Annotated in this window: 22 protein-coding genes; 5 read left to right on the top strand and 17 right to left on the bottom strand. The window is 55.1% G+C overall.

All coding sequences use genetic code 11. From position 1 onward, the window contains the following. Position 1 precedes the first annotated feature (1 nt). The 6 genes from BV494_RS06595 to narX form a co-directional block, all read right to left on the bottom strand. Complete coding sequence (locus BV494_RS06595) at positions 2–1,000, bottom strand: LLM class flavin-dependent oxidoreductase (protein ID WP_104922135.1); 999 nt, start codon at positions 998–1,000, stop codon at positions 2–4. Between the two features lie 616 nt (positions 1,001–1,616). Next, the gene (locus BV494_RS06590) at positions 1,617–2,492 is read right to left on the bottom strand and encodes an IS3 family transposase (protein ID WP_104922134.1); all 876 of its coding nucleotides are present in this window, start codon (positions 2,490–2,492) and stop codon (positions 1,617–1,619) included. Beyond that, complete coding sequence (locus BV494_RS06585; RefSeq protein ID WP_064562008.1) at positions 2,493–3,644, bottom strand: IS30 family transposase; 1,152 nt, start codon at positions 3,642–3,644, stop codon at positions 2,493–2,495. Further along, positions 3,601–3,975, bottom strand: coding sequence for a transposase (locus tag BV494_RS06580; RefSeq protein WP_104922133.1), 375 nt, complete (start codon positions 3,973–3,975; stop codon positions 3,601–3,603). The genes BV494_RS06585 and BV494_RS06580 overlap by 44 nt, the downstream gene beginning before the upstream one ends. A gap of 292 nt (positions 3,976–4,267) precedes the next feature. Next, entirely contained in the window at positions 4,268–4,918 is a 651-nt protein-coding gene (narL, locus tag BV494_RS06575) for a two-component system response regulator NarL (RefSeq protein ID WP_104922132.1), read from the bottom strand. Then, on the bottom strand, positions 4,915–6,705 hold the full coding sequence (narX, locus tag BV494_RS06570; RefSeq protein ID WP_104922131.1) for a nitrate/nitrite two-component system sensor histidine kinase NarX: 1,791 nt from the start codon (positions 6,703–6,705) through the stop codon (positions 4,915–4,917). Before narX ends, narL begins: the two co-directional genes overlap by 4 nt. 362 nt (positions 6,706–7,067) lie before the next feature. Here narX and BV494_RS06565 point away from each other — a divergent pair, with 362 nt between their 5' ends. Continuing rightward, entirely contained in the window at positions 7,068–8,486 is a 1,419-nt protein-coding gene (locus BV494_RS06565) for a NarK family nitrate/nitrite MFS transporter (RefSeq protein WP_104922130.1), read from the top strand. A 54-nt stretch (positions 8,487–8,540) separates the two neighbouring features. Here BV494_RS06565 and rcnR read toward each other — a convergent pair whose 3' ends face one another. After that, a complete protein-coding gene (rcnR, locus tag BV494_RS06560) occupies positions 8,541–8,813 on the bottom strand; it encodes a Ni(II)/Co(II)-binding transcriptional repressor RcnR (protein ID WP_104922129.1) in 273 nt (90 codons plus the stop codon). A gap of 120 nt (positions 8,814–8,933) precedes the next feature. Here rcnR and BV494_RS06555 point away from each other — a divergent pair, with 120 nt between their 5' ends. Further along, positions 8,934–9,836, top strand: a complete 903-nt coding sequence (locus BV494_RS06555; protein ID WP_104922128.1) for a nickel/cobalt efflux protein RcnA — start codon at positions 8,934–8,936, stop codon at positions 9,834–9,836. A gap of 82 nt (positions 9,837–9,918) precedes the next feature. Here BV494_RS06555 and BV494_RS06550 read toward each other — a convergent pair whose 3' ends face one another. Continuing rightward, positions 9,919–10,191 (bottom strand): ElaB/YgaM/YqjD family protein, encoded by a 273-nt coding sequence (locus BV494_RS06550; protein WP_104922127.1) that lies wholly within the window; start codon positions 10,189–10,191, stop codon positions 9,919–9,921. Between the two features lie 232 nt (positions 10,192–10,423). Between BV494_RS06550 and BV494_RS06545 the strand changes: the two genes are divergently transcribed. From BV494_RS06545 to BV494_RS25760, 3 genes are all read left to right on the top strand, one after another. After that, positions 10,424–11,353, top strand: coding sequence for a LysR family transcriptional regulator (locus BV494_RS06545; protein WP_104924729.1), 930 nt, complete (start codon positions 10,424–10,426; stop codon positions 11,351–11,353). Positions 11,354–11,453: 100 nt separating this feature from the next. Further along, positions 11,454–11,948, top strand: a complete 495-nt coding sequence (locus tag BV494_RS06540) for a YjjA family protein (protein WP_104922126.1) — start codon at positions 11,454–11,456, stop codon at positions 11,946–11,948. Continuing rightward, the gene (locus BV494_RS25760) at positions 11,948–12,571 is read left to right on the top strand and encodes a hypothetical protein (protein WP_192938089.1); all 624 of its coding nucleotides are present in this window, start codon (positions 11,948–11,950) and stop codon (positions 12,569–12,571) included. The genes BV494_RS06540 and BV494_RS25760 overlap by 1 nt, the downstream gene beginning before the upstream one ends. A 254-nt stretch (positions 12,572–12,825) precedes the next feature. Here BV494_RS25760 and nth read toward each other — a convergent pair whose 3' ends face one another. The 9 genes from nth to dcuC form a co-directional block, all read right to left on the bottom strand. Next, positions 12,826–13,464 carry an endonuclease III gene (gene nth, locus BV494_RS06530; RefSeq protein ID WP_101078867.1) on the bottom strand — a complete coding sequence of 213 codons (639 nt, stop codon included), beginning with the start codon at positions 13,462–13,464 and terminating at the stop codon, positions 12,826–12,828. Beyond that, positions 13,457–14,155 carry an electron transport complex subunit E gene (locus tag BV494_RS06525; RefSeq protein ID WP_104922124.1) on the bottom strand — a complete coding sequence of 233 codons (699 nt, stop codon included), beginning with the start codon at positions 14,153–14,155 and terminating at the stop codon, positions 13,457–13,459. The genes nth and BV494_RS06525 overlap by 8 nt, the downstream gene beginning before the upstream one ends. Beyond that, positions 14,148–14,780 (bottom strand): electron transport complex subunit RsxG, encoded by a 633-nt coding sequence (gene rsxG / locus BV494_RS06520; RefSeq protein ID WP_104922123.1) that lies wholly within the window; start codon positions 14,778–14,780, stop codon positions 14,148–14,150. Before rsxG ends, BV494_RS06525 begins: the two co-directional genes overlap by 8 nt. Positions 14,781–14,789: 9 nt before the next feature. Next, positions 14,790–15,842, bottom strand: coding sequence for an electron transport complex subunit RsxD (gene rsxD, locus BV494_RS06515; protein ID WP_104922122.1), 1,053 nt, complete (start codon positions 15,840–15,842; stop codon positions 14,790–14,792). Then, positions 15,843–17,843 carry an electron transport complex subunit RsxC gene (gene rsxC, locus BV494_RS06510; RefSeq protein ID WP_104922121.1) on the bottom strand — a complete coding sequence of 667 codons (2,001 nt, stop codon included), beginning with the start codon at positions 17,841–17,843 and terminating at the stop codon, positions 15,843–15,845. It abuts the gene before it with no gap. 1 nt (position 17,844) lies between these two features. Continuing rightward, positions 17,845–18,411: an electron transport complex subunit RsxB gene (rsxB, locus tag BV494_RS06505; RefSeq protein WP_104922120.1), complete on the bottom strand. Its 567-nt coding sequence runs from the start codon at positions 18,409–18,411 to the stop codon at positions 17,845–17,847. Further along, positions 18,411–18,992, bottom strand: a complete 582-nt coding sequence (rsxA, locus tag BV494_RS06500; protein WP_101078861.1) for an electron transport complex subunit RsxA — start codon at positions 18,990–18,992, stop codon at positions 18,411–18,413. Before rsxA ends, rsxB begins: the two co-directional genes overlap by 1 nt. 39 nt (positions 18,993–19,031) lie before the next feature. Beyond that, entirely contained in the window at positions 19,032–19,472 is a 441-nt protein-coding gene (locus tag BV494_RS06495) for a DUF2569 domain-containing protein (protein WP_104922119.1), read from the bottom strand. Positions 19,473–19,727: 255 nt separating this feature from the next. Next, positions 19,728–21,092, bottom strand: a complete 1,365-nt coding sequence (gene dcuC / locus BV494_RS06490) for an anaerobic C4-dicarboxylate transporter DcuC (protein ID WP_104922118.1) — start codon at positions 21,090–21,092, stop codon at positions 19,728–19,730. Positions 21,093–21,433 lie beyond the last annotated feature (341 nt).

Below are 21,433 nucleotides of genomic sequence, written 5' to 3'. Positions count from 1 at the left end.
CTTATGCCAGCGCGACGCTGGACGCGGCTAACAGTTCGAGTGAACGCAGGCGCGCCTGAGGCTGTGCGACCGGTGTGTCGATGATGAATTCTTCCACGCCGTAACGGGCCTGCAACGCTTCCAGCTGGCGGTGAACGTCCTCGCCGGTGCCATGCAGCACGTCCGACTGGCGTTCTTCAATCTGATGCGACGCCGCGCCGGATTGCCGGATATAGGTTTCTGCCTGTTCGAGGCTGCCGACGTTCACGCTCTGGCCGTCGCTGCCGGTCACGCGGTAACGCTGGGTCCTATCCACCAGCCGTGCGGCCTGCGCGGCGGTGTCGGCGACAATCACCGGCACGGCAAGCAGTGCACGTCTGCCGTTGCTTTCGTAGGAATAGGCGGAAAGGGCGTTAGAAATATCACGCTCGTCGGCATTCAGATGCGCGGCAAAAACAAATTCCCAGCCGAGACTGGCCGCCAGCCGGGCGCTCTGTTCGCTCGCGCCAAGCAGAAAGCGCGATGCCGACTGCGGCGGTTGTGGTGTGGCAGAAAGGGAATCCACGCCGCGCCCGCGAACCGGCACTGAAAGCCAGTCATCGAGCTGACGCAGCTGATCCGCAAACTCGCCTTTGCGCGCCGGATCGACAGCGTATTGCAGCGCGTGGGTAGAAAGCGGCAATCCGCCCGGCGCTTTGCCGATACCAATATCGACACGACCGGGCGCGAGTGACGCCAGCTGATTAAAATTCTCGGCGACCTTATACGGGCTGTAATGTTGCAGCATCACGCCCCCCGATCCGACCCGCAGTTTTTGCGTATGCGCGAGGATCCAGGCGATGACAATTTCCGGCGAAGAGATCGCGAGTTTGTCGGTGTTGTGATGTTCCGCCAGCCAGAACCGGTGATAACCCCAGCGCTCCGCCAGCTTCGCCAGTTCCAGCGTCCGGCGCAGCGCCCCGGCGGCATCTTCATGTTCATCCAGCGGACTTTTTTCCAGCAAACTTATGCGGTATCCCATCGTTTTCCCTTGTCATCGCAACACATCATTAACAACGATTATTAAAGTCAGGGGGAGGGATGTAAAAGAACAATAGTAGCTATGGAGTTGCGGAAATTGGGAAACCTATGGGTTGGCCGCCCAAACGGGGTTTACGTCAAGGTCAAGGTCGTGGGCGTCGGCCCACACCGACCAGAGACCCGGTAACGCGCGGGCCTCTGGACTCCGCGCTTTTTAACTGCGCGCTGCCGCTGGGTCGACGGACGTGTTCTGACATATCGGCGTGTGGCGCGAAATCTTGCCGCTACGCGGTGCCTTCCCTACGAGCTTCGAGCCTTGCGGTCTCGAACTCTCGGTCAGCAAAATTTCTGAGTGCGCCAGATTGCCTTTGTAAAAGATTAAAACCAGCTAGATTTTGAATTTAGAAAAGCCTCTGGCCGCTTTCAAAAAGCATGCTGAATTACATAGCCAGTGGCCGCTTTCAGAAAGCTTGCCGAGCGAAGTGTTTCGAGACCTATGGCTCGAAACCGAGTAAGGGAACCGCGCAGCGGCAAGTTTTCGCGCCAAACGCAGATGTGCCAGAACATGTCCGTCGGCCTGATGTGGTCTAGCAATATTGGACACTCGTTAAGGTTTTTTACGCTGCATGCTTTTCTTTAGCATGCGGCGTCTGACCATTATTGAAGCTGTGCGGCCTGCGTTGGTTGTAGTAATACGTCATGTAACTCAGGATATCTGTCTTGGCATCATCCACATTTTCGTAGCCGCATTCCGGTATCCATTCCGATTTCAGGCTCCTGAAGAACCGCTCCATTGGCGCATTGTCCCAGCAGTTTCCGCGACGACTCATGCTCCGTTTAATCCGGTACTGACACAGCTTTTGCCTATATGCACGGCTGCTGTAGTGGCTACCCTGATCCGAGTGGAACATCACGCCCTTAGGGCATCCCCTTGATTCATAAGCTATCCGCAGCGCATCACCCGTCAGCACGCTGTCAGGCGATGACGATAAAGACCAGCCAATGACCCTGCGGGCATACAGATCCAACACGACGGCCAGATAGACCCAACGTTTTCCTGCCCAGATATACGTGACATCGCCGCACCAGACGATATTAGGCCGTTCAACGGTGAAGCCTCGTTCCAGGTGGTTACGTGCATATTTGGCTTCATCTTTCGCTAAACGATAGCGATGCTTACGACGTTGTGTACTTTCAAGACCGGCCTCTTTCATTATGCGACGGGCTTTGTCTCTGCCAACCTCATGGCCTTCGGTTTTTAACGCGACCGATAGCGACCGTGACCCTGCCGACCCGCGACTTTCCTGATGCAACTCATACAGACGTTCTCTTTGCTCCGCTCTGGCAGGTTGTTCAGGCACGCGCCGGTAGTAATAACGGCTGCGTGGAACGCCAAAAAGCAGGCACAGTTCGACGACAGGATAACGCTCGCTCAATATCCGGATCACTTCGAGCGAGTGAACGACTCTGACATTAAGAGAGCGGTTGTACATTCAATCTGTCAACGCAACACCCCTTTCAATTATCTCTTTCGGTGTTTTGAACTTCAGTGTCTTTCTTGGTCTGTTGTTTAGCTGAGCTGCAACCTGATCCAGCTCATGTTGAGTATATTGGGCAAGGCATGTCTTTTTGGGAAAGTACTGTCTAATTAGCCCATTAGTGTTCTCGTTTGTTCCCCGCTGCCAGGGACTCTGAGGATCGCAGAAGTAAACTTTAACTCCGGTGCTGCCAGTAAATTCCAGATGCCTGGCCAGCTCCATTCCTCTGTCCCATGTCAGTGATTGCCGGAGTTCAGGCGGCAAGCTCAGGAATTTGTCGGTAAGAGCCTGATTCACTGAGAAAGAATCTTTGCCCCTGAGTCTAAGGATGATCGTATAACGTGATTTTCGGTCTACAAGTGTGGCTATATGCGAGTTTTTTGTGCCTGATACTAAATCGCCTTCCCAGTGCCCCAGAGAGCGTCTGTTATCGATATGCCGGGAGCGTTCGTGAATTGGCGTTCCGTTCACTATGTTGATCGTACCTCTTTCACCTTTGCGGGTATGGCGTCTGCCATGACGAAGGCTATGCGACCGGCGCAGATGCTGTACATTCAGGTGGTGTAGCGCTTCACGGCTACGAAAGTACAGCGTTTTATAAATTGTCTCAGGTGATATTCGCAGTGTTTTTTGACGCGGCTTCGTTCGCCTTAACCATCCTGATATTTGCTCAGGAGACCACTTCATCTCCAGCTTTTCCAGAACAAGCTCTCGCAACGGTAAATTCTGATCCAGTAAGCACGGTTTTGGTCTTTTCGCCATCCTGTTGGCCCGGTTATTAGCATCAACAGCTTTGTAATAGCGCCTGCCTCGATTACGCTGAACTTCACGTGAGATCGTCGAAGGACTACGATTTAGCGCAGTAGCTATCGCACGAATGCTCATTTTGGCTGACAAACCGGCTCGTATTTCCTCGCGCTCAGACAGCGTCAGGTGAGCTACAGCCCGCTTGCGCTCATTGGGTTTTATGCCGCCAGTATCTCTTAACATAGTGAAGATTGTTCCTGGTTTCGAACCCAGGATATTAGCTATTTCACTGAAGCCTGTTCCGTTCTTCCACAGTTCAAAAACAGATGCTTTTTCCTTTGCTGTAAATGTCCGTCTCATTCAAAAATCCTCCGCAACCCCATGTTTTCACATGACTGTTGCGTTGACCAATTGAATCTACAGTAGCCTCCTTTAAGATATTTTTCTCGCGTTCAATTTTACGGATCTGGGCTTCGAGCGCCTGAATACGCTGCTGGTCAGGCGTCAGGGCTTTACCCACGTCCGGTGTTACGCCACCGCGTTCACTATTGAGTTGATGAACCCAGCGCTGCATCGCCGTTTTACCCACGCCCATAGCCTCGCAGGCCTGCGCAATAGAATAGCCACGATCAACCACAAGGCTTGCAGCTTCGCACTTAAACTCAGGAGAAAAAGCTTTTCGACCTTTCATTATGAAATAAACATTTCAAATCAAACTCAGCGCCGTCAGGCACCAGCTTAAAGGCCCTGATGGCATCAAAATTAGTATTCCACTTCAAAGCCCGAAAACATCTTTAGCCCAAGAATAACAATCAGACAGCACCATTCTAAAACCTAGTGAGGGGTATACAAAGAAGATCAACTGATGAGAAAAAGTTCAAAAAAAATCCCCAACATTCATGCCGAGGATTTGTGTATAAGAGACAGCCCATCGCAGGGGAGCGCGTTGAACTGAATTGTCATTAATTTCAGTAAAATAACGCTTAAATCACGTTACTCTGCAATACCCAAACTGCGGCTTCGACGCGGGATTTCAGCTTCATCTTTTTCAGTAAATGCTTCACGTGAACTTTCACCGTGCTTTCGGTGATGTTCAGGCGGCGGGCAATCATCTTATTTGGCAAACCTTCGGCAATCAGCTTGATGATGTCGCGTTCGCGTGGCGTCAGGGACTGAATGTCGCGGTCACCGCTCGGACGGCTTTCACGCAAACTTGCGGCCAGTACCGGCGTCAGCGCTTCGCTCAGCACCATTTTGCCCGCGGCGGCGTTGTGCAGGGCGGCCAGCAAATCTTCCGGCTCCATGTCTTTGAGCAGATAACCGTCCGCGCCACGTTTTAACGCCGTCACCACATCGTCTTCATGATTGGACACGCTGAACACCACCACGCGGCCAGACAGCGAGGTTTCACGCATTTTATCCAGCGTATCCAGCCCGTTCATGCCGGGCATGTTCAGATCCAGCAGGATCAGATCCGGGTCGAGCTGTTTCGCCAGTTCGACACCTTGTTCGCCGTTGCTGGCTTCGCCAATCACCTGCAGGCTGGCATCAAGCGCGATCAGCTGTTTCACGCCGTTGCGCAGCATAGGATGATCGTCAATCAGCAAAATGGTGGAAGGGGTGATGTCGTTCATACTTGCTCCTGGGGATTAATGGGTAACGCTTCCGGACGGAAACGGACAGTGACTTCTGTGCCGCCGTCAGGACGTCGGGCAACCCGACACGTGCCGTGTAATGTGCTGGCGCGATCCTGCATGATGATCAGGCCGTAATGATTTTGCCGCTCTGCATCAGGGGAAATACCTTCGCCGTTGTCGCAGATACTCATGGTGATTTCGCCTTCATCAGCGTGCAGCGCAAGGGAAACCTGCGTCGCTTTCGCGTGTTTATACGCATTGTTCAGCGCCTCGCGGGCGATGTGTAACAGATGAATGCCCTGATTCGCCGGAACTGATCGCGGCGGGATCTGATAATCAAAATCTATCGCCAGCCCCATGCGGCGCGAGAATTCGTCCACCGTATGTTGCAGCGCTGCCCGCAGGCCGGGTGTGTTGATCGTCAGGCGGAACGTGGTCAGCAGTTCGCGCAACTGGCGGTAAGCGGTGCTCAGTTCCTCGCGCATCTGCTGTAACAATGCGCTGTCTTCTTCGCACAGTCTTTCCGGGTGCATCTGCAAGCAGGCAACCTGAATTTTCAGGCACGACAGCGACTGCGCCAGCGAATCGTGCAGCTCGCGGGCGATGGCCGAACGTTCTTCCATCAGCATCAGCTGCTGCTGATCTTCAGCCTGCCGCGCCAGCATCAGCGTACTGGTCAGTTGCTCGAGCAGCGTATTCACCAGTTGCTGCTGGTCGTCATTCAGATGTCGCCCCGGCGGCAATTGCGCCAGCAGAACGCCGTAGTTTTCGCGCTCATCGCGCAGGCTCCAGCTCAGTGACTCACCGGTGTCGCCCGCATGTTCGCCGACCTTCGGGCTGACCGGCTGGCGAGGGGATGCCTGACTGAATTCATTAAACACTTCCGCGCCGTTATTTTCGTATTGCCGCACCTGCACGCCGCTGAGCGGTGTCAGCGATTGCAGCTCTTTCAGTACCGGCTGCATCCGCGTTTCCAGCGGCGCACTGGTGTGCAACTGGCGGCTGACGCGGTAGAGATAATCCAGCATCCGGTTTTTCTGTTGCAGATCGGCGGTTTTCTCCGCCACGCGCTGCGCCAGATTATCGACCATTTCACCCAGCGCCACCGACATGCTGTTGAGCGAATCGCCGAGGATATCCATTTCGTTATGCGCATTGCCGGTCGCCACGCGCTTGCGTTCATAACGGCGGGTAAAATCACCGGCGGTAATCGCGCTGGCCTGAGCAAGCAGGCTGCGCCACGGCGTCAGCAGATGGCGGCGGAGGAACCAGATGGTCAGCGCCAGCAGGATCAGCGTGAAGGTCACCAGACCGCGCTGGATCAGCGCGATCTGCTGCAAATGGTATTCGGTTTTATGTTCCAGCTCGGCGACCAGCGTATCGAGCTGGCTGACAAACACTGCCATATTCGCGGAGACGTCCTGCGGATGTTTCGCCGCCAGAACCTGATCGCGCAGCGTCGTTTGCCAGTAATGGCGCAGGGCGAAAAATTGCGGCTGGAGGTGTTCACGCTCGACCGCCTGCAATAAATCGGTGCTGTTCTGGTCAACTTCCATCTGGCGGATATACGCGGCGCTTTTGCCGTTCAGCGGCACTTCGGACAACAACCGGTAACTCTGCATACGCAGCGAACCGGCTTTGTTAATCGCGTGGGCGTTGCCTTCTATACTTCCCGCCATCCACGCCGCCATGCTCATTCCGCCAATGCCCAGCAGGCCGAGCAGCAGCATCAGCATGGTGATCTGACTGACGAGCGACAGAGAAGGCAAAGCGCGTTTAAACATAACTGGGTTCCTGGATCTGTGTCGGGAGCGGTAAATACCGTAAAAAGCTGAAACGATATAATTACGGAGTGGCATTTTTTATGATCAGGGGGAGTTTCCCTATACCTCTTTGTGATTACTCCTTTATTTCCATAAGAGTGATGCCCCTGATAATTTCAGGGGAATAAACTGACCAACTCAATGAATTTTAGCACTTTATCCGAAATCCGCCGGATACTCACAAAGGATTTGTGGGCTTTTTTACGCCTTTTTACACCCGCCGTTGCGTTGATTTGCATCAACATGCGGAGGCGGTGCTCTACCTAGTGTGTGCGACATAACTCAGTCATTACAACAATAACGCGCTGCTACACGAGGTACTTATGTCACAAACATCTGCTCCATCAACGGAAAAACCGTCACGCCTGTTGCAGGACTGGCGACCGGAAGATCCGGCATTCTGGGAAAAAACCGGGCATAAAGTGGCGAGCCGAAATCTCTGGATCTCCGTACCTTGCCTGCTACTGGGTTTCTGCGTCTGGATGCTGTTTAGTCTGGTTTCCGTCAACCTGAACAAAGTCGGCTTTAACTTCACCACCGATCAGCTGTTCATGCTGACCGCCATTCCTTCCGTGTCCGGCGCTTTGCTGCGCGTCCCTTACTCGTTCATGATCCCGCTGTTTGGCGGCCGTCGCTGGACAGCACTCAGCACCATTTTCCTGGTACTGCCCTGCATATGGCTGGGCTTTGCGGTGCAGGACGTCAGCACGTCTTACAATACTTTCCTGGTTATCGCATTGCTGTGTGGTTTCGGTGGCGCAAACTTTGCGTCGAGCATGTCGAATATCAGCTTCTTCTTCCCGAAATCCAAACAGGGTGGCGCGCTGGGCATTAACGGCGGTCTGGGCAATCTGGGCGTGAGCGTGATGCAGCTGGTTGCACCGCTGGTAATTTCACTCGGCGTATTTGCCGCATTCAGCGACAAACAAACGCTGGCGAATGGTGCAGATATGTGGCTGCAAAACGCCGCGTGGGTGTGGGTGCCGTTCCTGGTTATTGGCACGATTGCCGCCTGGTTTGGCATGAACGATCTGGCGACGTCTAAAGCGTCTATCCGCCAGCAACTGCCGGTACTCAAACGCGGTCACCTGTGGATCATGAGTGTGCTCTATCTGGCGACGTTCGGCTCATTTATCGGTTTCTCCGCCGGTTTTGCGATGCTGACCAAAACCCAGTTCCCTGACGTGAATATCATTCAGTATGCGTTTTTCGGTCCGTTCATTGGCGCGCTGGCGCGTTCCGGCGGCGGTATGTTGTCTGACCGTCTGGGCGGCATTCGCGTGACACTGGTCAACTATATCGTGATGGCCGTCTTTGCCGGTTTGCTGTTCCTGACGCTGCCGGTCGGCGGTGTGGGTGGCAATTTCCCGGCCTTCTTCGCCGTCTTCATGGTGCTGTTCCTGACGGCCGGGCTGGGGAGTGGTTCCACGTACCAGATGATTGCGGTGATCTTCCGTAAGCTGACCACCGATCAGGCGAAAGCGCGCGGAGCAACTGACGACGAAGCGCTGCGTGAAGCGGTCACAGATACGGCGGCGGCACTGGGCTTTATCTCTTCAATCGGTGCGATCGGCGGCTTCTTCATTCCGAAAGCCTTCGGTACCTCTCTGGCGCTGACCGGTTCACCGGCGGGTGCGATGAAAGTCTTCCTGGTGTTCTACGTGGTGTGTGCGCTGATCACCTGGCTGGTCTACTGGCGCAAGCTGAACAAAGGCTTTGCGACCAAACAGGCCAGAAAATAAAGTCTGACAGACAGTAACGAAAGGGGCTTCGGCCCCTTTTTTCATGGGCGCAAATCACTTCACGTAAGCATTCAGCACGTTCAGCACGACATCCAGATCGGCCTCTCGCTTCGCCACATCCTCTTCATGCACCAGATGATCGGTCAGATGGCCTTTGATCACTTCCCGCATCAGCCCGTTTACCGCACCGCGGATTGCCGCAATCTGTTGCAACACCGCCGAACATTCGTGCGGCTCATCCAGCATTTTATGTAATGCCACAACCTGTCCCTGAATTTTACGGGTACGCGCTTTCAGTTTCTGTTTGTCGCGGATTGTATGTGACATGTTAACTCCCTGATGACGGTAAAGACGCTGGCAGCATATCATCCGCAATATACTGGGGGGTAGTATTTGATACTGGGGGGAGTAGAATCGTCCGCGCCACTTTCATTGAGAATGATAACCATGAACGACTTTGCCACGTTATTGCAGCAGGGAAATGCCTGGGTGTTTATCCCCAGCGCCATATTGTTAGGGGCTTTGCACGGGCTGGAACCGGGCCATTCGAAAACGATGATGGCGGCTTTTATCATCGCCATCAAAGGCACCGTCCGGCAGGCTGTGATGCTCGGGCTGGCGGCTACGGTTTCCCATACCGCGATCGTCTGGCTGATTGCGTTTGGCGGGATGGTCATCAGTAACCGTTTCACCGCTGAATCGGCTGAACCCTGGCTCCAGCTGGTCTCGGCCGTGATTATCACGGGCACTGCAACGTGGATGTTCTGGCGGACCTTTCGCGGAGAAAGCGCGTGGAAACAGCAGCAAAGCGGCGCGGGGCATACGCACGGTCATGGTGCTCATGAACATCATCACGATCACCGGCACGACCATGATCACGGACTTCTTCAGCCTGCCAGCGTGCCTCACGCCATTCACGCCAAACCGGCGAGCCTGACAGGTTTTCGCGTCAACGTTGCTGCGCAGGAATATCAGGATGCACACGAAAGGGCTCATGCGGGAGATATCGCCCGGCGGTTCGCGACCAAAGACGTCACCAACGGGCAGATATTGGTTTTCGGCCTGACCGGCGGCCTGATCCCCTGCCCGGCGGCGATTACCGTATTGCTGATTTGCATCCAGCTGAAAGCACTGGCGCTGGGTGCCGCGCTGGTGGTGTGTTTCAGCCTCGGGCTGGCGTTAACGCTGGTGACCGTGGGTGTCGCGGCGGCGCTGAGCGTCCGGCAGGTTGCAAAACGCTGGAGTGGATTCAATACAGTCGCGCGCCGCGCACCGTATTTTTCCAGTGCACTGATTGGCGCTGTGGGAATCTATATGGGCGTGCACGCCTTTCTCGGGCTGACGGCGTAATACGAATTACGGGATGTTGAAAACAAAGAAAGCCCAACCGGGCTTTCTTTAGCTGAAGCTTTTATCTTGCTGAAGAGCAGGCTTATTTGCGGCCCAACAGCAAACCGAGCACGACGCCGATAGCGCCCGCAGCGATCAATCCTGACAGCGGATTTTCTTTGATCTTATCGGCAACATCTGAAACCACTTCACTCGCCTGCGCGGAGTATTTGCGCGCTGCGCCTTTCAGCTGGTGCTTTGGTGAATCCACAAAGTCGCCAAATTGCTTTTGCGCTTCGCCAGCGAACTCGTTCGCTTTGTTTTCGACCTTATCAGCCAGACGATCTGCATCATTTTCGAATTCTTGAGATGACATTTTAGTGCTCCTTTGTTTGTGACAGCTTTTAAGCGTAGTCGGAAAACGTGATGTTTGCCGGATTCTTGTCTGAAAAAACGGAACCGGCGTGCTGATGACGCGCATCCCGCTATCCGCTATGCTTCTTTGATTATCTCGCACGGATTTCTGGGCATTCTTTGTGTACGCACGGCGGTACTGCATTGAATCAATGCGCTTTCAGCGTTTTAGCAACATATTGAATTTTTATAAAATGGACATCAAACAGCTTATTTATCTCTGTAATCTTGAACGGGAACGTCATTTCGGGCGGGCGGCGGAAGCCAGTTTTGTCAGCCAGCCGACGCTGTCGATGCGGCTCAAAAACCTTGAAAAAGAACTCGGGCTGAACCTGATCAACCGGGGCAATAACTTCGAAGGATTCACCGCTGAAGGCCTGCGGGTGCTGAGCTGGGCGCGTGAAATTGTGGCGGTTTACGAAGGCCTCAAGCTGGAAGTGGAATCCCTCAAACAGGGCATGAGCGGAACGCTACGAATTGGCGTGATGCCGCAGTGCAGCGTTTCGCTGGCGCAGCTGATCAAAGCGGTAAGCCAGGCGCATCCGGGGCTGGATTATCGCGTCTCGGAAGTCAGCGCCGATCAGCTGATTGAAGCGCTGAGCAGCCATTCCGTGGATGTCGGCATCGGCTTTTTCGAGTTCTCGACCCTCAACGAACTGCGTTTCCAGCTGGTGTCGCTTGATGACGGCGGCGTGGACGTGGTGTATCACCCGGACCATTTCCCTGAGCTGGACAATATCGGGCTGATGACCGCCGAACAGGCCGCGGCGTTGCCGTTGTGTCTTTCCGAGCCGAGCCGTTATTTCCGCCGGTATCTGGATAATTTTTTCCGTCAGGCCGGGCTGGAACTGCATCCGCGTCTGGAAAGCACCTCGATATTTCAGCTGATGCAGGGCGTGTTTGTCGGCATTGGCTGTGCGCTGGTGCCGAGTGGTCATCTGATTGATGAGATGCATCCGGCGCTGAAACGCAGTCCGCTGGACATTACGCCAATGACCCGCCACGCGGCGCTGGTGGTGGCCGAACCGGGCAGGGCAACGGCGCTGGCGCAGCATTTCTTCACTGCCGCCGGGCTGTGGCTGACGCAACAACAACCGCTTAAACCTCCGGCGACAATCAAATAAAACCGGTATTGCCGGTTTATCTCCCATTTTCCTATTGATGAATTCATCATTTAAGACCAAGATTTCCCGCAATATATCAGTGTAATGAATGGAGCAGCACATGAAAGCATTAAAGACCGGCGTTCTGGCCCTGGTCGCGGGCAGCCTGTTACTGGCAGCCTCCGCACAGGCATCAAATAACCTGCTGGGACAACTGCAACAGGCCGCCACCGACGGGCTGAGCAGTGCCGGAACAACCTCAGGGACGGGAACCACATCATCACTGACTTCACTGCTTAGCGGCGGCGATAAAGCGCTGACCTCCACCAGCGCGACCAACGTCGCCGGTGTATTGCAGTATTGTGTGAAAAACAACGTACTTTCCAAAGCCAGCACCGAGAACGTGAAAGAACAGCTGCTGAACAAACTGGGGATCCAGAGCGCGTCCGGCGCTGAAAGCACGGACTACCAGCAGGGGTTGGGTGGCTTGCTTAAAACGGGTAAAGATCAGAGCGTTGACCTGAATAATCTGGGCAGCGGGTTATCGCAAGTGAAAGAGAAAGTGAAAACCAAAGCGTGTGATGTGGTGCTGAAGCAGGCGAAATCATTCATCTGATGATTGCAGAGGCCGCTGCAATGGCGGCTTTTTACTTCAGATTCAGATTCAGATTCAGATTTAGATTCAGATTCAGATTCAAATTCAAATTCAAATTCAAATTCAAAATCAAGACCTTGGGCTCGCCGCCCAAACTGGCCCAAAGGGCGCGTAAGCGCGCGCCCTCTGGACACCCGCGCTTTTTTAACTGCACGCTGTCGCTTGCTGGCTATGTTTCAGCCACTCCGGCTATTGCCGCGAAAACTTGCCGCTGCGCGGTACCTTCATTTCGGTCTTCGAGCCTAAGGTCTCGAAACACTCATTCAGCAAGCTTTCTGAATGCGGCCACTGGCTTTTTAGTTCGCAACCTTGCCATGCCATTCATTATTTTGAAAAACGAAGAAGCATCAGAATCGATTCTTTTGAATGGTGAGATGGCGCGCTCAGAAATTTTGCTGACCGAGGGTTCGAGACCGCAAGGCTCGAAGCCCGTAGGGAAGGGACCGCGCAGCGGCAAGATTTCGCGCCACACGCTGATGTGGCAGAACATGTCCATCGGCCCAGCGACAGCGCGGAGTAAAAAAAGCGTGGGAGATCAAAGAGGGAGGCGCTTTCCTCCCTCTTTGGCGGTTTCGGCGCAGTGAGTTAAGTGATCACCGCAATTGAGAAACCGAAACTTTCTCGGTCGGAGAATTCAGCCCACTTACGGCAATTGAGAAACCGAAACTTTCTCGGTCGGAGAATTCAGCCCACTTACGGCAAGTGAGAAACCGAAATATTCTCGATCCCGTTAAAATCCCGTTTGGGACGCAACCCAAGGTCTTGATTTCGAATTTGAATTTGAATTTAAGATTGAAGTTGAAATTGAAAATAAAACGGGGTCAAAGGGCACTCCCTTTCACTCCGCATACACCTTCTCTTTACTCTCACACAAATCTTCAATCAAACACGACCCGCACCGCGGCTTCCTCGCAATGCACGTATAGCGCCCGTGCAGGATAAACCAGTGATGGCAATCGAGCTTAAACTCGGCGGGGACGACTTTGAGGAGTTTTTCTTCCACGTCATCGACGGTCTTACCCGGCGCGAATTTCGTCCGGTTACAGACGCGGAAAATGTGCGTATCGACGGCAATGGTGGGCCAGCCGAAGGCAGTATTGAGCACCACGTTGGCGGTTTTACGCCCGACGCCCGGCAGGGCTTCCAGCGCGGCGCGGTCTTCCGGCACTTCGCCGTTGTGCTTTTCCAGCAAAATGCGGCAGGTTTTAATGACGTTTTCGGCTTTCGAATTAAACAGGCCGATGGTTTTGATGTATTCCTTCACACCGTCCACGCCGAGCGCCAGAACGGACTCCGGCGTGTTGGCGACCGGATACAGTTTCGCGGTCGCTTTATTCACGCTGACGTCCGTGGCCTGCGCGGAAAGTAACACTGAAATCAGCAGCTCGAACGGCGTGGTGTACACCAGTTCAGTCGTGGGATGCGGGTTGTTGTCCCGCAAACGGCTGAGGATCTCAATGCGCTTTTCCTTATTCATGAACACTTCCCTTTGGCAAACTGTCTTCGGCGGCAATGTGTTGCACCGCTTTACGCGCTTTCATACGCTGATCAATCAGGTATTTAGCCGCCAGCAGCAGGCCCAGACCGATAAACGCGCCGGGTGGCAACATTGCCAGCAGGAACGGGTTATCCAGATGAATCACTTCAACGCGCAGCACTTTTGCCCAGCCGCCGAGCAGCAAATCCGCGCCGTTAAACAACACGCCGCTGCCGAGAATTTCACGCATCGAACCGAGGACGAACATCGCGCACGTCGCCCCGAGACCGGTCATGGCACCGTCCAGCGCCGCCAGATGCACCGGACTGGTCGCGGCGCAGGCTTCCGCGCGACCGACCACCACACAGTTGGTCACAATCAGCGGGATGAATATCCCCAGCGCCTGATACAAACCAAAGGCATAGGCGTTAATCAGCATTTCAACGGTACTGACCACCGACGCGATGATCAGCACGTAAATCGGGATACGGATTTCATCCGGTATCCACTTACGGAACGCGGAAATCATGCCGTTGGTACAGGTCAGCACCAGCGTGGTGGCCAGCCCCAAACCTAAGGCGTTAGTGGCGGTGGACGTCACGGCCAGCAGCGGGCAAAGCCCCAGCAGCTGGACCAGCGAGGAGTTGTTGGTCCACAGACCCTGAACGATTATCTTTCTGGCTTCACTCATCACGGGCTCCACAAGGGGTGAGGTGGGAAAGCTGAGACGGCACCGTCCCGATAAATAAGGCCGTGCGTTTTACCGAGCGCACGACAGCGCGCGGGGTAATGGTCGCGCCGGTAAACTGATCAAACACACCGCCGTCTTTCTTCACAGCCCAGCGCGGGTCGCTGGCGCCGTTTACGGTGACGTTGGCGAAATGCTTGATCCAGTCGGAAATACGCACTTCAATTTTGTCACCCAGCCCCGGCGTTTCATGCTGTTCGAGCACGCGGGAACCGTAGACTTTGCCATGAAAATCAGCGGCGACCAGCAGCTGGATTGCGCCGGAGTAACCGTCTGGCGCGGTGGTTTCCACCACGGCAGCCACCGGTTCACCGCCTTTGCGCGCCAGATACATACGGTGGGGCGTGGCGGTGCCGAGCGATTCATCCGTGACGTTGTAACATTCGTCCTGCATGTTGTTATCGTAAACGCTGGCCGGGATCACCTGATCAAACAACGTTTTTTGCTGTAGCAGCGCCTGATGTTCAATCGTCGGCTTGGTCAGCAGGTTTACGATGGCGGTCATGCCGGTCATCAGTGCGCCAAAGAAAGCCAGAATCAGGCCGTGGCGTCGCATTGTAGCTAACATAATTCTTCCTCAGCGATGCCCGTAAACACGTGGTTGAGTGTAGTGGTCAATCAGCGGCACGGTAATGTTGGCCAGCAGAACCGCAAAGGCCACGCCGTCGGGATACCCGCCGTACGTGCGGATAAGCCACACCAGCAAACCAATTAATGCACCGAAAACCAGACGGCCTTTGGGTGTGGTTGACGCCGTCACCGGGTCGGTGGCGATAAAGAAGGCACCGAGCATGGTCGCACCGGAGAACAAGCCGACCAGCGGTGAAGAATAGCTTTCCGGCGCCAGACCCCACGCGATGGCGGCGCAGAACGCCAGCATACCGAGCATGGCCACCGGAATGTGCCAGCTGATGATTTTACGCCACATCAGGAACAGACCGCCGGCCAGAAAACCGAGGTTAATCCACTGCCAGCCCAGCCCCGCCAGCGTGCCGCTAAACAGCGGCGTTGCCAGAATCTGATCCGCCGTATGGCCGGAGCGTAAACCGGTTTTGAAGGCATCCAGCGGCGTCGCCTGCGTTACACCATCCACGTTCATCTGCAACTGATAGGCCGTCAGATCCTGCCCGCTGTGGCCGGTGAAAATGGTCAGCAACGTATCCGTAAAACTGACGTGATGATGCTGCAGTGCGTCCGGCGGCAGCCAGGTGGTCATCTGCACCGGGAACGAAATCAGCAGGACCACGTAACCGACCATCGCTGGATTAAACGGGTTTTGCCCCAGCCCGCCATACAGTTGTTTGGCGATGATGATGGCGAAAAACGTGCCAAGCACCACCATCCACCACGGGCCGAGCGGCGGCAGGCTGATGCCGATTAAAATGGCCGTCAGCAGGGCGCTGTTATCGCCCAGACGTTTTTTTACCGGCTGTTTGCGAAGTTGCAGAACGGCACTTTCTGCCAGCAGAGCAACCACGATAGCCAGTGCAAGCTGAACCAGCGTTCCGAAGCCGAAAAACCAAATCTGAGCGATCAGACCCGGAATACACGCCAGAATCACCATCATCATGATGGTGCTGGTATTTTGGCGGTTATGTGTAAAAGGTGAACTTGCGATCCTGAAGGCCATCTATTCCTCGTTCGACATTGTCTGAGCGGCTTTACGGGCCTTAACTCGGGCGATCGCAGCAGCCACGGCGGCTTTGCGTGGATCGCTTTCTTGTTGTGTGGTGTCTTGTTCTGAAGATGCGTCGTTGTCCGTAGCAGATTCTTCAGCGTCACTCTGCGCCGCCGCTTTTTTAGCTTTTGCACGGGCTATGGCAGCGGCAACAGCGGCTTTACGCTTATCATCAGAGGAAGGGTCAGACGGTGACGTTGTCACGCTTTCGTCAATATTGACCTGCGCGGCGGCGGTTTTTTTGGCTTTTACACGGGCGATAGCGGCAGCCACGGCGGCCTTGCGATCGTCTTCTGCGGCCGGCGGCGTTTCAGGCAGCGGTTCAGACGCGACCGGAATTTCCTGTGCGGCAGCCGCTTTTTTGGCTTTGGCACGGGCAATGGCGGCGGCCAGTGCGGCCTGACGCGGATCCACTTCCGCCGTTTCAGCCGCGACTTCGGCGACCGGCGCGTCGTCCACTGGCGTTTCGCTCAGCTTCACGGCGGCTTTCTGGTGTTTCTCTTCGCGGGCGATTTTGTCGCGTTCCATACGCGCCTGTTTGGCTTCGAAACGCGCTTTAGCTTCAGTCGCACGGGCGGTTTCGCTGTCGATGGCACGGATTTCGGCCTTTTCCTGACGGTAATACTGGACCAGCGGAATGTTGCTCGGGCAGACGTACGCGCAGGCACCGCATTCAATGCAATCGAACAGGTTATGGTTGCGCGCTTTTTCGTGTTCTTCACCGCGGCTGAACCAGTAAAGCTGCTGAGGAAGCAAACCGGCCGGGCAGGATTCAGCGCACAGGCTGCACCGGATACAGGCTTCTTCCGGCTCAGGCTGGCCGAGTTCCGATTCCGACGGAGCCAGCAGGCAGTTGGAAATCTTAACGACCGGCACATCGAGCGACGGCAGGGTGAAGCCCATCAGCGGCCCGCCCATGATCACCATCTTCTTGTCGCCCTGCGGCTGCAACGCGCCTTCCTGCATCAGATGCGAAACCGGCGTGCCCAGACGCGCCCAGACGTTGCCGGGTTTTGCCATCGCTTCACCGGTCAGCGTCACGACACGTTCGATCAGCGGTTCGCCGTCGAGGATCGCGCGCTTGATCGCGTAAACCGTGCCGACGTTTTGCATCAGCACACCGATTGACGACGAGTGATGACCTTTCGGCACTTCAAGGCCGGTCAGAATTTTGGTCAGCTGTTTGGCACCGCCGGACGGATATTTGGTCGGCACCACGCGCAGTTCAAAGCGGATACCGTTAGCCAGATCCTGCTGCGCCGTGGCTTTAATCGCGGTTTTAAACGCCGCAATGGCTTCCGGTTTATTGTCTTCGATGCCGATCAGCACGCGTTCCGGGCTGAGCATATGGCAGAGAATGCGCGTGCCCTCGAGGATCTGATCCGCGTGTTCCTGCATCAGCCGGTCATCGGCGGTGATGTAGGGTTCGCATTCGGCGGCGTTGAGGATAAGCGTGCGCGTGGACGTCAGGCCACCTGCGAGTTTGCTGGCGGTCGGGAAACCTGCGCCGCCCAATCCGGCGATACCGGCCTGGCTGATGCGCTGGTTCAGTTCACTGGCGGAAAGCTGGCGGTAATCGGCCACAAAGTCGCGTTCGCACCAGCTGTCTTGCCCGTCGGCTTCAATCAGAACGCAGAGTTCTTTCAGGCCGGAAGGGTGCGCGGTGATGTGCGGTTCGATGGCGGTAATCACGCCCGACGTCGGTGCGTGAACCGGCACGGTGCGGCCACGGCCTGTTGTCAGCGGCTGGCCTTTTAAAACGCGGTCACCGGCTTTTACACACAGCTCGCCCTCAGGGCCGAGATGTTGCTGAAGAGGGATGATAAAGCGCTCAGGCAACGGCACGTTGCGCAGCGGAACGTGGCTCGACTGGGTCTTCATTTCCGGCGGATGAATACCGCCGTCGAAGTCCCAGACTTTGTCTTTTTTGAGCGCGGCAAACAGATTAAACATGTTACTCCGCATGGATGATCTGAACCGGAATGGATTGCAAATCCCACTTCCAGTTTGCGGTGGTGGTTTTGATCGGCAGCATTTCGATGCAGTCCGTCGGGCACGGCGCGACGCATAGGTCACAGCCGGTACATAAATCGGTAATCACGGTGTGCACGGCGCGGGTCGCGCCCACAATCGCATCGACCGGGCAGGCCTGAATGCATTTGGTGCAGCCGATGCAGTTGCTTTCGTCGATGTACGCCACTTTACGCACCGGCACGGCGGCGGCGACGTCTTCGCCCATCGGCTGTGGCTCGACGTTGAGCAGGGTGGCCAGCTTGAGCATGACCGCTTCGCCGCCCGGCACACATTTGTTGATGTTGTCGCCATTGGCCACGGCTTCGGCGTAAGGTTTACAGCCGGGATACCCGCATTGCGCACACTGGCTTTGCGGCAGGATATCGTCAATCTGATCGACAACCGGGTTGCCTTCGACGGCAAAACGACGCGAGGCGTAACCCAGCAGCAGGCCAAAAACCAGCGCCAGTGCGGTCAGCGCGCCAATCGCTACCCATAATTCAGACATTAGAATTTCACCAGACCCGTGAAGCCCATAAAGGCCAGTGACATCAGGCCCGCCGTGACCAGCGCAATCGAAGAACCTTTGAACGGCGCGGGCACGTCAGCGACCACCAGACGCTCACGAATGGCGGCGAACAGCACCATCACCAGCGAGAAGCCGAGTGAGGCGGCAAAACCGTAAAGCGCGGACTGCATGAAATTCAGCTGCTGGTTGATGTTAAGCAGCGCCACGCCGAGCACGGCGCAGTTGGTGGTAATCAGCGGCAGGAAAATACCCAGCAGGCGGTACAGCGACGGGCTGGTTTTGCGCACGACCATTTCGGTGAACTGCACGACGACGGCGATCACCAGAATGAACGCCATGGTGCGCAGATACACCAGGCCCAGCGGCATCAGAATGAAGGTGTTGACCATCCACGAACAGATATTCGACAAGGTGATCACGAACGTGGTCGCCAGGCCCATGCCGATGGCGGATTCCAGTTTTTTGGACACGCCCATAAACGGGCAAAGTCCGAGGAACTTCACCAGAACAAAGTTATTCACCAGCATGGTGCCGACAAACAGTAATAAGTAAGAGGTCATGACAATTGCCCGGACATAATAAACATTAAAACTTCAGGGTTATTCCGTGAAGGTTTCTTTCACCCGCAGTGAGCGCTTGAAATAAGGCACAAACACGGCGGCGGCCAATAAAGGTAACAGCAAGTTACGCACGGCCAGATCATCGGTAATTGGCGAGAATGCAAAGGCTTTTACCGCCAGCAATACCGTACACAGCAACCAGATAATATACATTTTCGGTAACGCTCTGGCACGCTTACAAAATTGCCAGAGCACCGCAACGGTAAATAACCCCATCGCCAATGTGGTCACCACGGAGAAATACCATTGCAACGTAAAGGCCTGCGAATTGGTGATTAAATATTCGCGTGATTCCGGCATAAACAGGGCCATTGAAAACAGGAACAGCATTAATACGACGCTCAGCAGCGTGACAATCAGATACGCCATCGGGGCCAGTAACCACCCGCCGATTCGTTTGTAGCCCGGATTATTCAACATAAAAAGCCTATATTACGCGGATTTCGCCATCACTCAGACGGGGCGTTTTCCCCGACCTTCAAGGCGCAGTAGCTTAACCTGAGTTGGTATTAGCCCATATCGTATTTATGTGATCAATACTTTCATCCTTCACGCTGTCTCGGCGTTGGCTTCCTTCGCGCACCCCGGTCACATACTTTTGTATGCTCCCGGGGATTTGCTCAGTTGCCGCCTTGATACAGCGCGAATGATTTCAGTATTAGAAAAGGAGGGGAATTAGTGAACCGGAACTAGGATTTCTGTGGCGACAATAACCACAATCAGCCCGACGAGGACCGGCACGGAGGTGCGTTTTACCACTTCGAACGGGGAGATTTTTGCCATACCCGCCACGGCGACCACGACGCCGGAGACCGGTGAAATGGTGCGTCCGAGGTTGGACGCCTGAAGCATCGGGATCACCAGATATTCCGGGTTGATGCCCATTTTCGCCGCCAGTTTCGGGATTAGCTCCACGAACGCATAAAACGACGCATTGCCCGAGCCGGTCGTCATCGCGGCCAGAACGGTAATCGTCACCAGCACCAGCATCATAATAATGCTGCCGGAACCAAAGTTTTGCGCCAGCCCGATCAGGCTGCTGATAAAGCCGACGGTGCTCAGGCCCTGTGCGAAAACGCCTGCCGCCACCAGCAGCATCACGACGTTGGCAAACGCATCCGCCATGCCGCGATACGCCACGTCCAGCCCGGCAAACACGATTTTCCCGCTACGGTTACGCACCGTTTCAATCAGCGCAGTCAGCAACATGCAGATCACCAGAATGGTGATGATATGCAGGTTCGGGCCCCATTTTCCGTCAAAAATCAGCACCCCGATAATCGGCGTGAAAGGCAAAATGGCGTAGAAAGCGGGCGCATTGGTTTCAATAACATCTGCTTTGTTGGAATCAACGGCCTCCACCACGGCGGTATCGCGTTTATCCAGATAACGCTGCCAGAAGAAATGCGCAACAGACATTGCCACGATGGCGGCAATTGAAATCGGCAGGGTGACTTTGAAGGCAAAATCGACCAGCGGCATGTTGGCCGCCTGCGCCGCCAGCACCACATCGCCGGACGTCGGGGAAAGAATAATGGCCGCCGGAGACGCACAAATTGCCGCCGCCGCGCCACGGCTGATCCCGACGTTGACCATAATCGGGAACAGCGTCGCCATCAGCAGCACGCCGAGACCGGTCGCGGAAGACACTGCCAGCGACATCAGACACGCCAGAATATAGGCCGCGACCATCAGAATGTACGGCGAGTTAATCATCTGTAGCGGACGTGACGCGAGTTTTACGACTACGTCGTTAGCGCCGATATGCGTCATGTACGCCGCGAAACCGCACAGCATCATGATCATCATCCCGAGATCGCCACCGCGACTCATCAGCAGGATTTTGACGTATTCCACGATATCCGTGGCGTTCCAGCCGGTGCTCTTCGTGCCTTCCGGCAGCACGCTGTGGCCCATTAACGCACTGATAATCAGCAGTAATAACCCGCCCACCATCAGCACGCCGGTTGGCGAATATCCCTTGATGATGTACCGCCCGACAAACACGGCCACCACCAGACCTATCAATAACTCTGTCATCTCTGTATTCCCCGAGATTAAATTTGGATCCAAGTGAAAGGCGGGCACTTTGAACAATTAACCGGCTCGGCGTAATGACGCTTATCAAGTAACGGTGATGAAATAGCGGGGAGGATTGATATTTGTGATGTATGACCGACATCACCAGACGGTTTTTGCGGTGCTCGCTCGGGTCAGGAGCTTGGGTTGCCACCCAAACCCATAAGACCTTGGGTTGCCACCCAAACTGGCTTCAGGTCAAAATCAAAACCTTGGGTTGCCACCCAAACTGGCCTCAAGGAGCGCCTGTCGCCGCGCCCCTTGAGAATCCCCGGCTCTTTCACTGCGCGCTATCGCTCGCT

Source organism: Rahnella sikkimica, assembly GCF_002951615.1.
Lineage (GTDB): Bacteria > Pseudomonadota > Gammaproteobacteria > Enterobacterales > Enterobacteriaceae > Rahnella > Rahnella sikkimica.
This window is presented reverse-complemented; position numbering and strand designations above follow the sequence as displayed.

What these genes read in the sequence shown, in the direction of transcription:
- BV494_RS06595 (WP_104922135.1), bottom strand. Translation starts at nt 1,000, where the DNA reads ATGGGATACCGCATAAGTTTGCTGGAAAAAAGTCCGCTGGATGAACAT.
- BV494_RS06550 (WP_104922127.1), bottom strand. Translation starts at nt 10,191, where the DNA reads ATGTCATCTCAAGAATTCGAAAATGATGCAGATCGTCTGGCTGATAAG.
- narL (WP_104922132.1), bottom strand. Translation starts at nt 4,918, where the DNA reads ATGAACGACATCACCCCTTCCACCATTTTGCTGATTGACGATCATCCT.
- BV494_RS06555 (WP_104922128.1), top strand. Translation starts at nt 8,934, where the DNA reads ATGAACGACTTTGCCACGTTATTGCAGCAGGGAAATGCCTGGGTGTTT.
- dcuC (WP_104922118.1), bottom strand. Translation starts at nt 21,092, where the DNA reads ATGACAGAGTTATTGATAGGTCTGGTGGTGGCCGTGTTTGTCGGGCGG.
- BV494_RS25760 (WP_192938089.1), top strand. Translation starts at nt 11,948, where the DNA reads ATGATTGCAGAGGCCGCTGCAATGGCGGCTTTTTACTTCAGATTCAGA.
- BV494_RS06525 (WP_104922124.1), bottom strand. Translation starts at nt 14,155, where the DNA reads ATGAGTGAAGCCAGAAAGATAATCGTTCAGGGTCTGTGGACCAACAAC.
- rcnR (WP_104922129.1), bottom strand. Translation starts at nt 8,813, where the DNA reads ATGTCACATACAATCCGCGACAAACAGAAACTGAAAGCGCGTACCCGT.
- BV494_RS06585 (WP_064562008.1), bottom strand. Translation starts at nt 3,644, where the DNA reads ATGAGACGGACATTTACAGCAAAGGAAAAAGCATCTGTTTTTGAACTG.
- narX (WP_104922131.1), bottom strand. Translation starts at nt 6,705, where the DNA reads ATGTTTAAACGCGCTTTGCCTTCTCTGTCGCTCGTCAGTCAGATCACC.
- rsxA (WP_101078861.1), bottom strand. Translation starts at nt 18,992, where the DNA reads ATGACCTCTTACTTATTACTGTTTGTCGGCACCATGCTGGTGAATAAC.
- nth (WP_101078867.1), bottom strand. Translation starts at nt 13,464, where the DNA reads ATGAATAAGGAAAAGCGCATTGAGATCCTCAGCCGTTTGCGGGACAAC.
- rsxG (WP_104922123.1), bottom strand. Translation starts at nt 14,780, where the DNA reads ATGTTAGCTACAATGCGACGCCACGGCCTGATTCTGGCTTTCTTTGGC.
- BV494_RS06590 (WP_104922134.1), bottom strand. Translation starts at nt 2,492, where the DNA reads ATGTACAACCGCTCTCTTAATGTCAGAGTCGTTCACTCGCTCGAAGTG.
- rsxB (WP_104922120.1), bottom strand. Translation starts at nt 18,411, where the DNA reads ATGTCTGAATTATGGGTAGCGATTGGCGCGCTGACCGCACTGGCGCTG.
- BV494_RS06540 (WP_104922126.1), top strand. Translation starts at nt 11,454, where the DNA reads ATGAAAGCATTAAAGACCGGCGTTCTGGCCCTGGTCGCGGGCAGCCTG.
- BV494_RS06545 (WP_104924729.1), top strand. Translation starts at nt 10,424, where the DNA reads ATGGACATCAAACAGCTTATTTATCTCTGTAATCTTGAACGGGAACGT.
- BV494_RS06580 (WP_104922133.1), bottom strand. Translation starts at nt 3,975, where the DNA reads ATGAAAGGTCGAAAAGCTTTTTCTCCTGAGTTTAAGTGCGAAGCTGCA.
- BV494_RS06495 (WP_104922119.1), bottom strand. Translation starts at nt 19,472, where the DNA reads ATGTTGAATAATCCGGGCTACAAACGAATCGGCGGGTGGTTACTGGCC.
- rsxC (WP_104922121.1), bottom strand. Translation starts at nt 17,843, where the DNA reads ATGTTTAATCTGTTTGCCGCGCTCAAAAAAGACAAAGTCTGGGACTTC.
- rsxD (WP_104922122.1), bottom strand. Translation starts at nt 15,842, where the DNA reads ATGGCCTTCAGGATCGCAAGTTCACCTTTTACACATAACCGCCAAAAT.
- BV494_RS06565 (WP_104922130.1), top strand. Translation starts at nt 7,068, where the DNA reads ATGTCACAAACATCTGCTCCATCAACGGAAAAACCGTCACGCCTGTTG.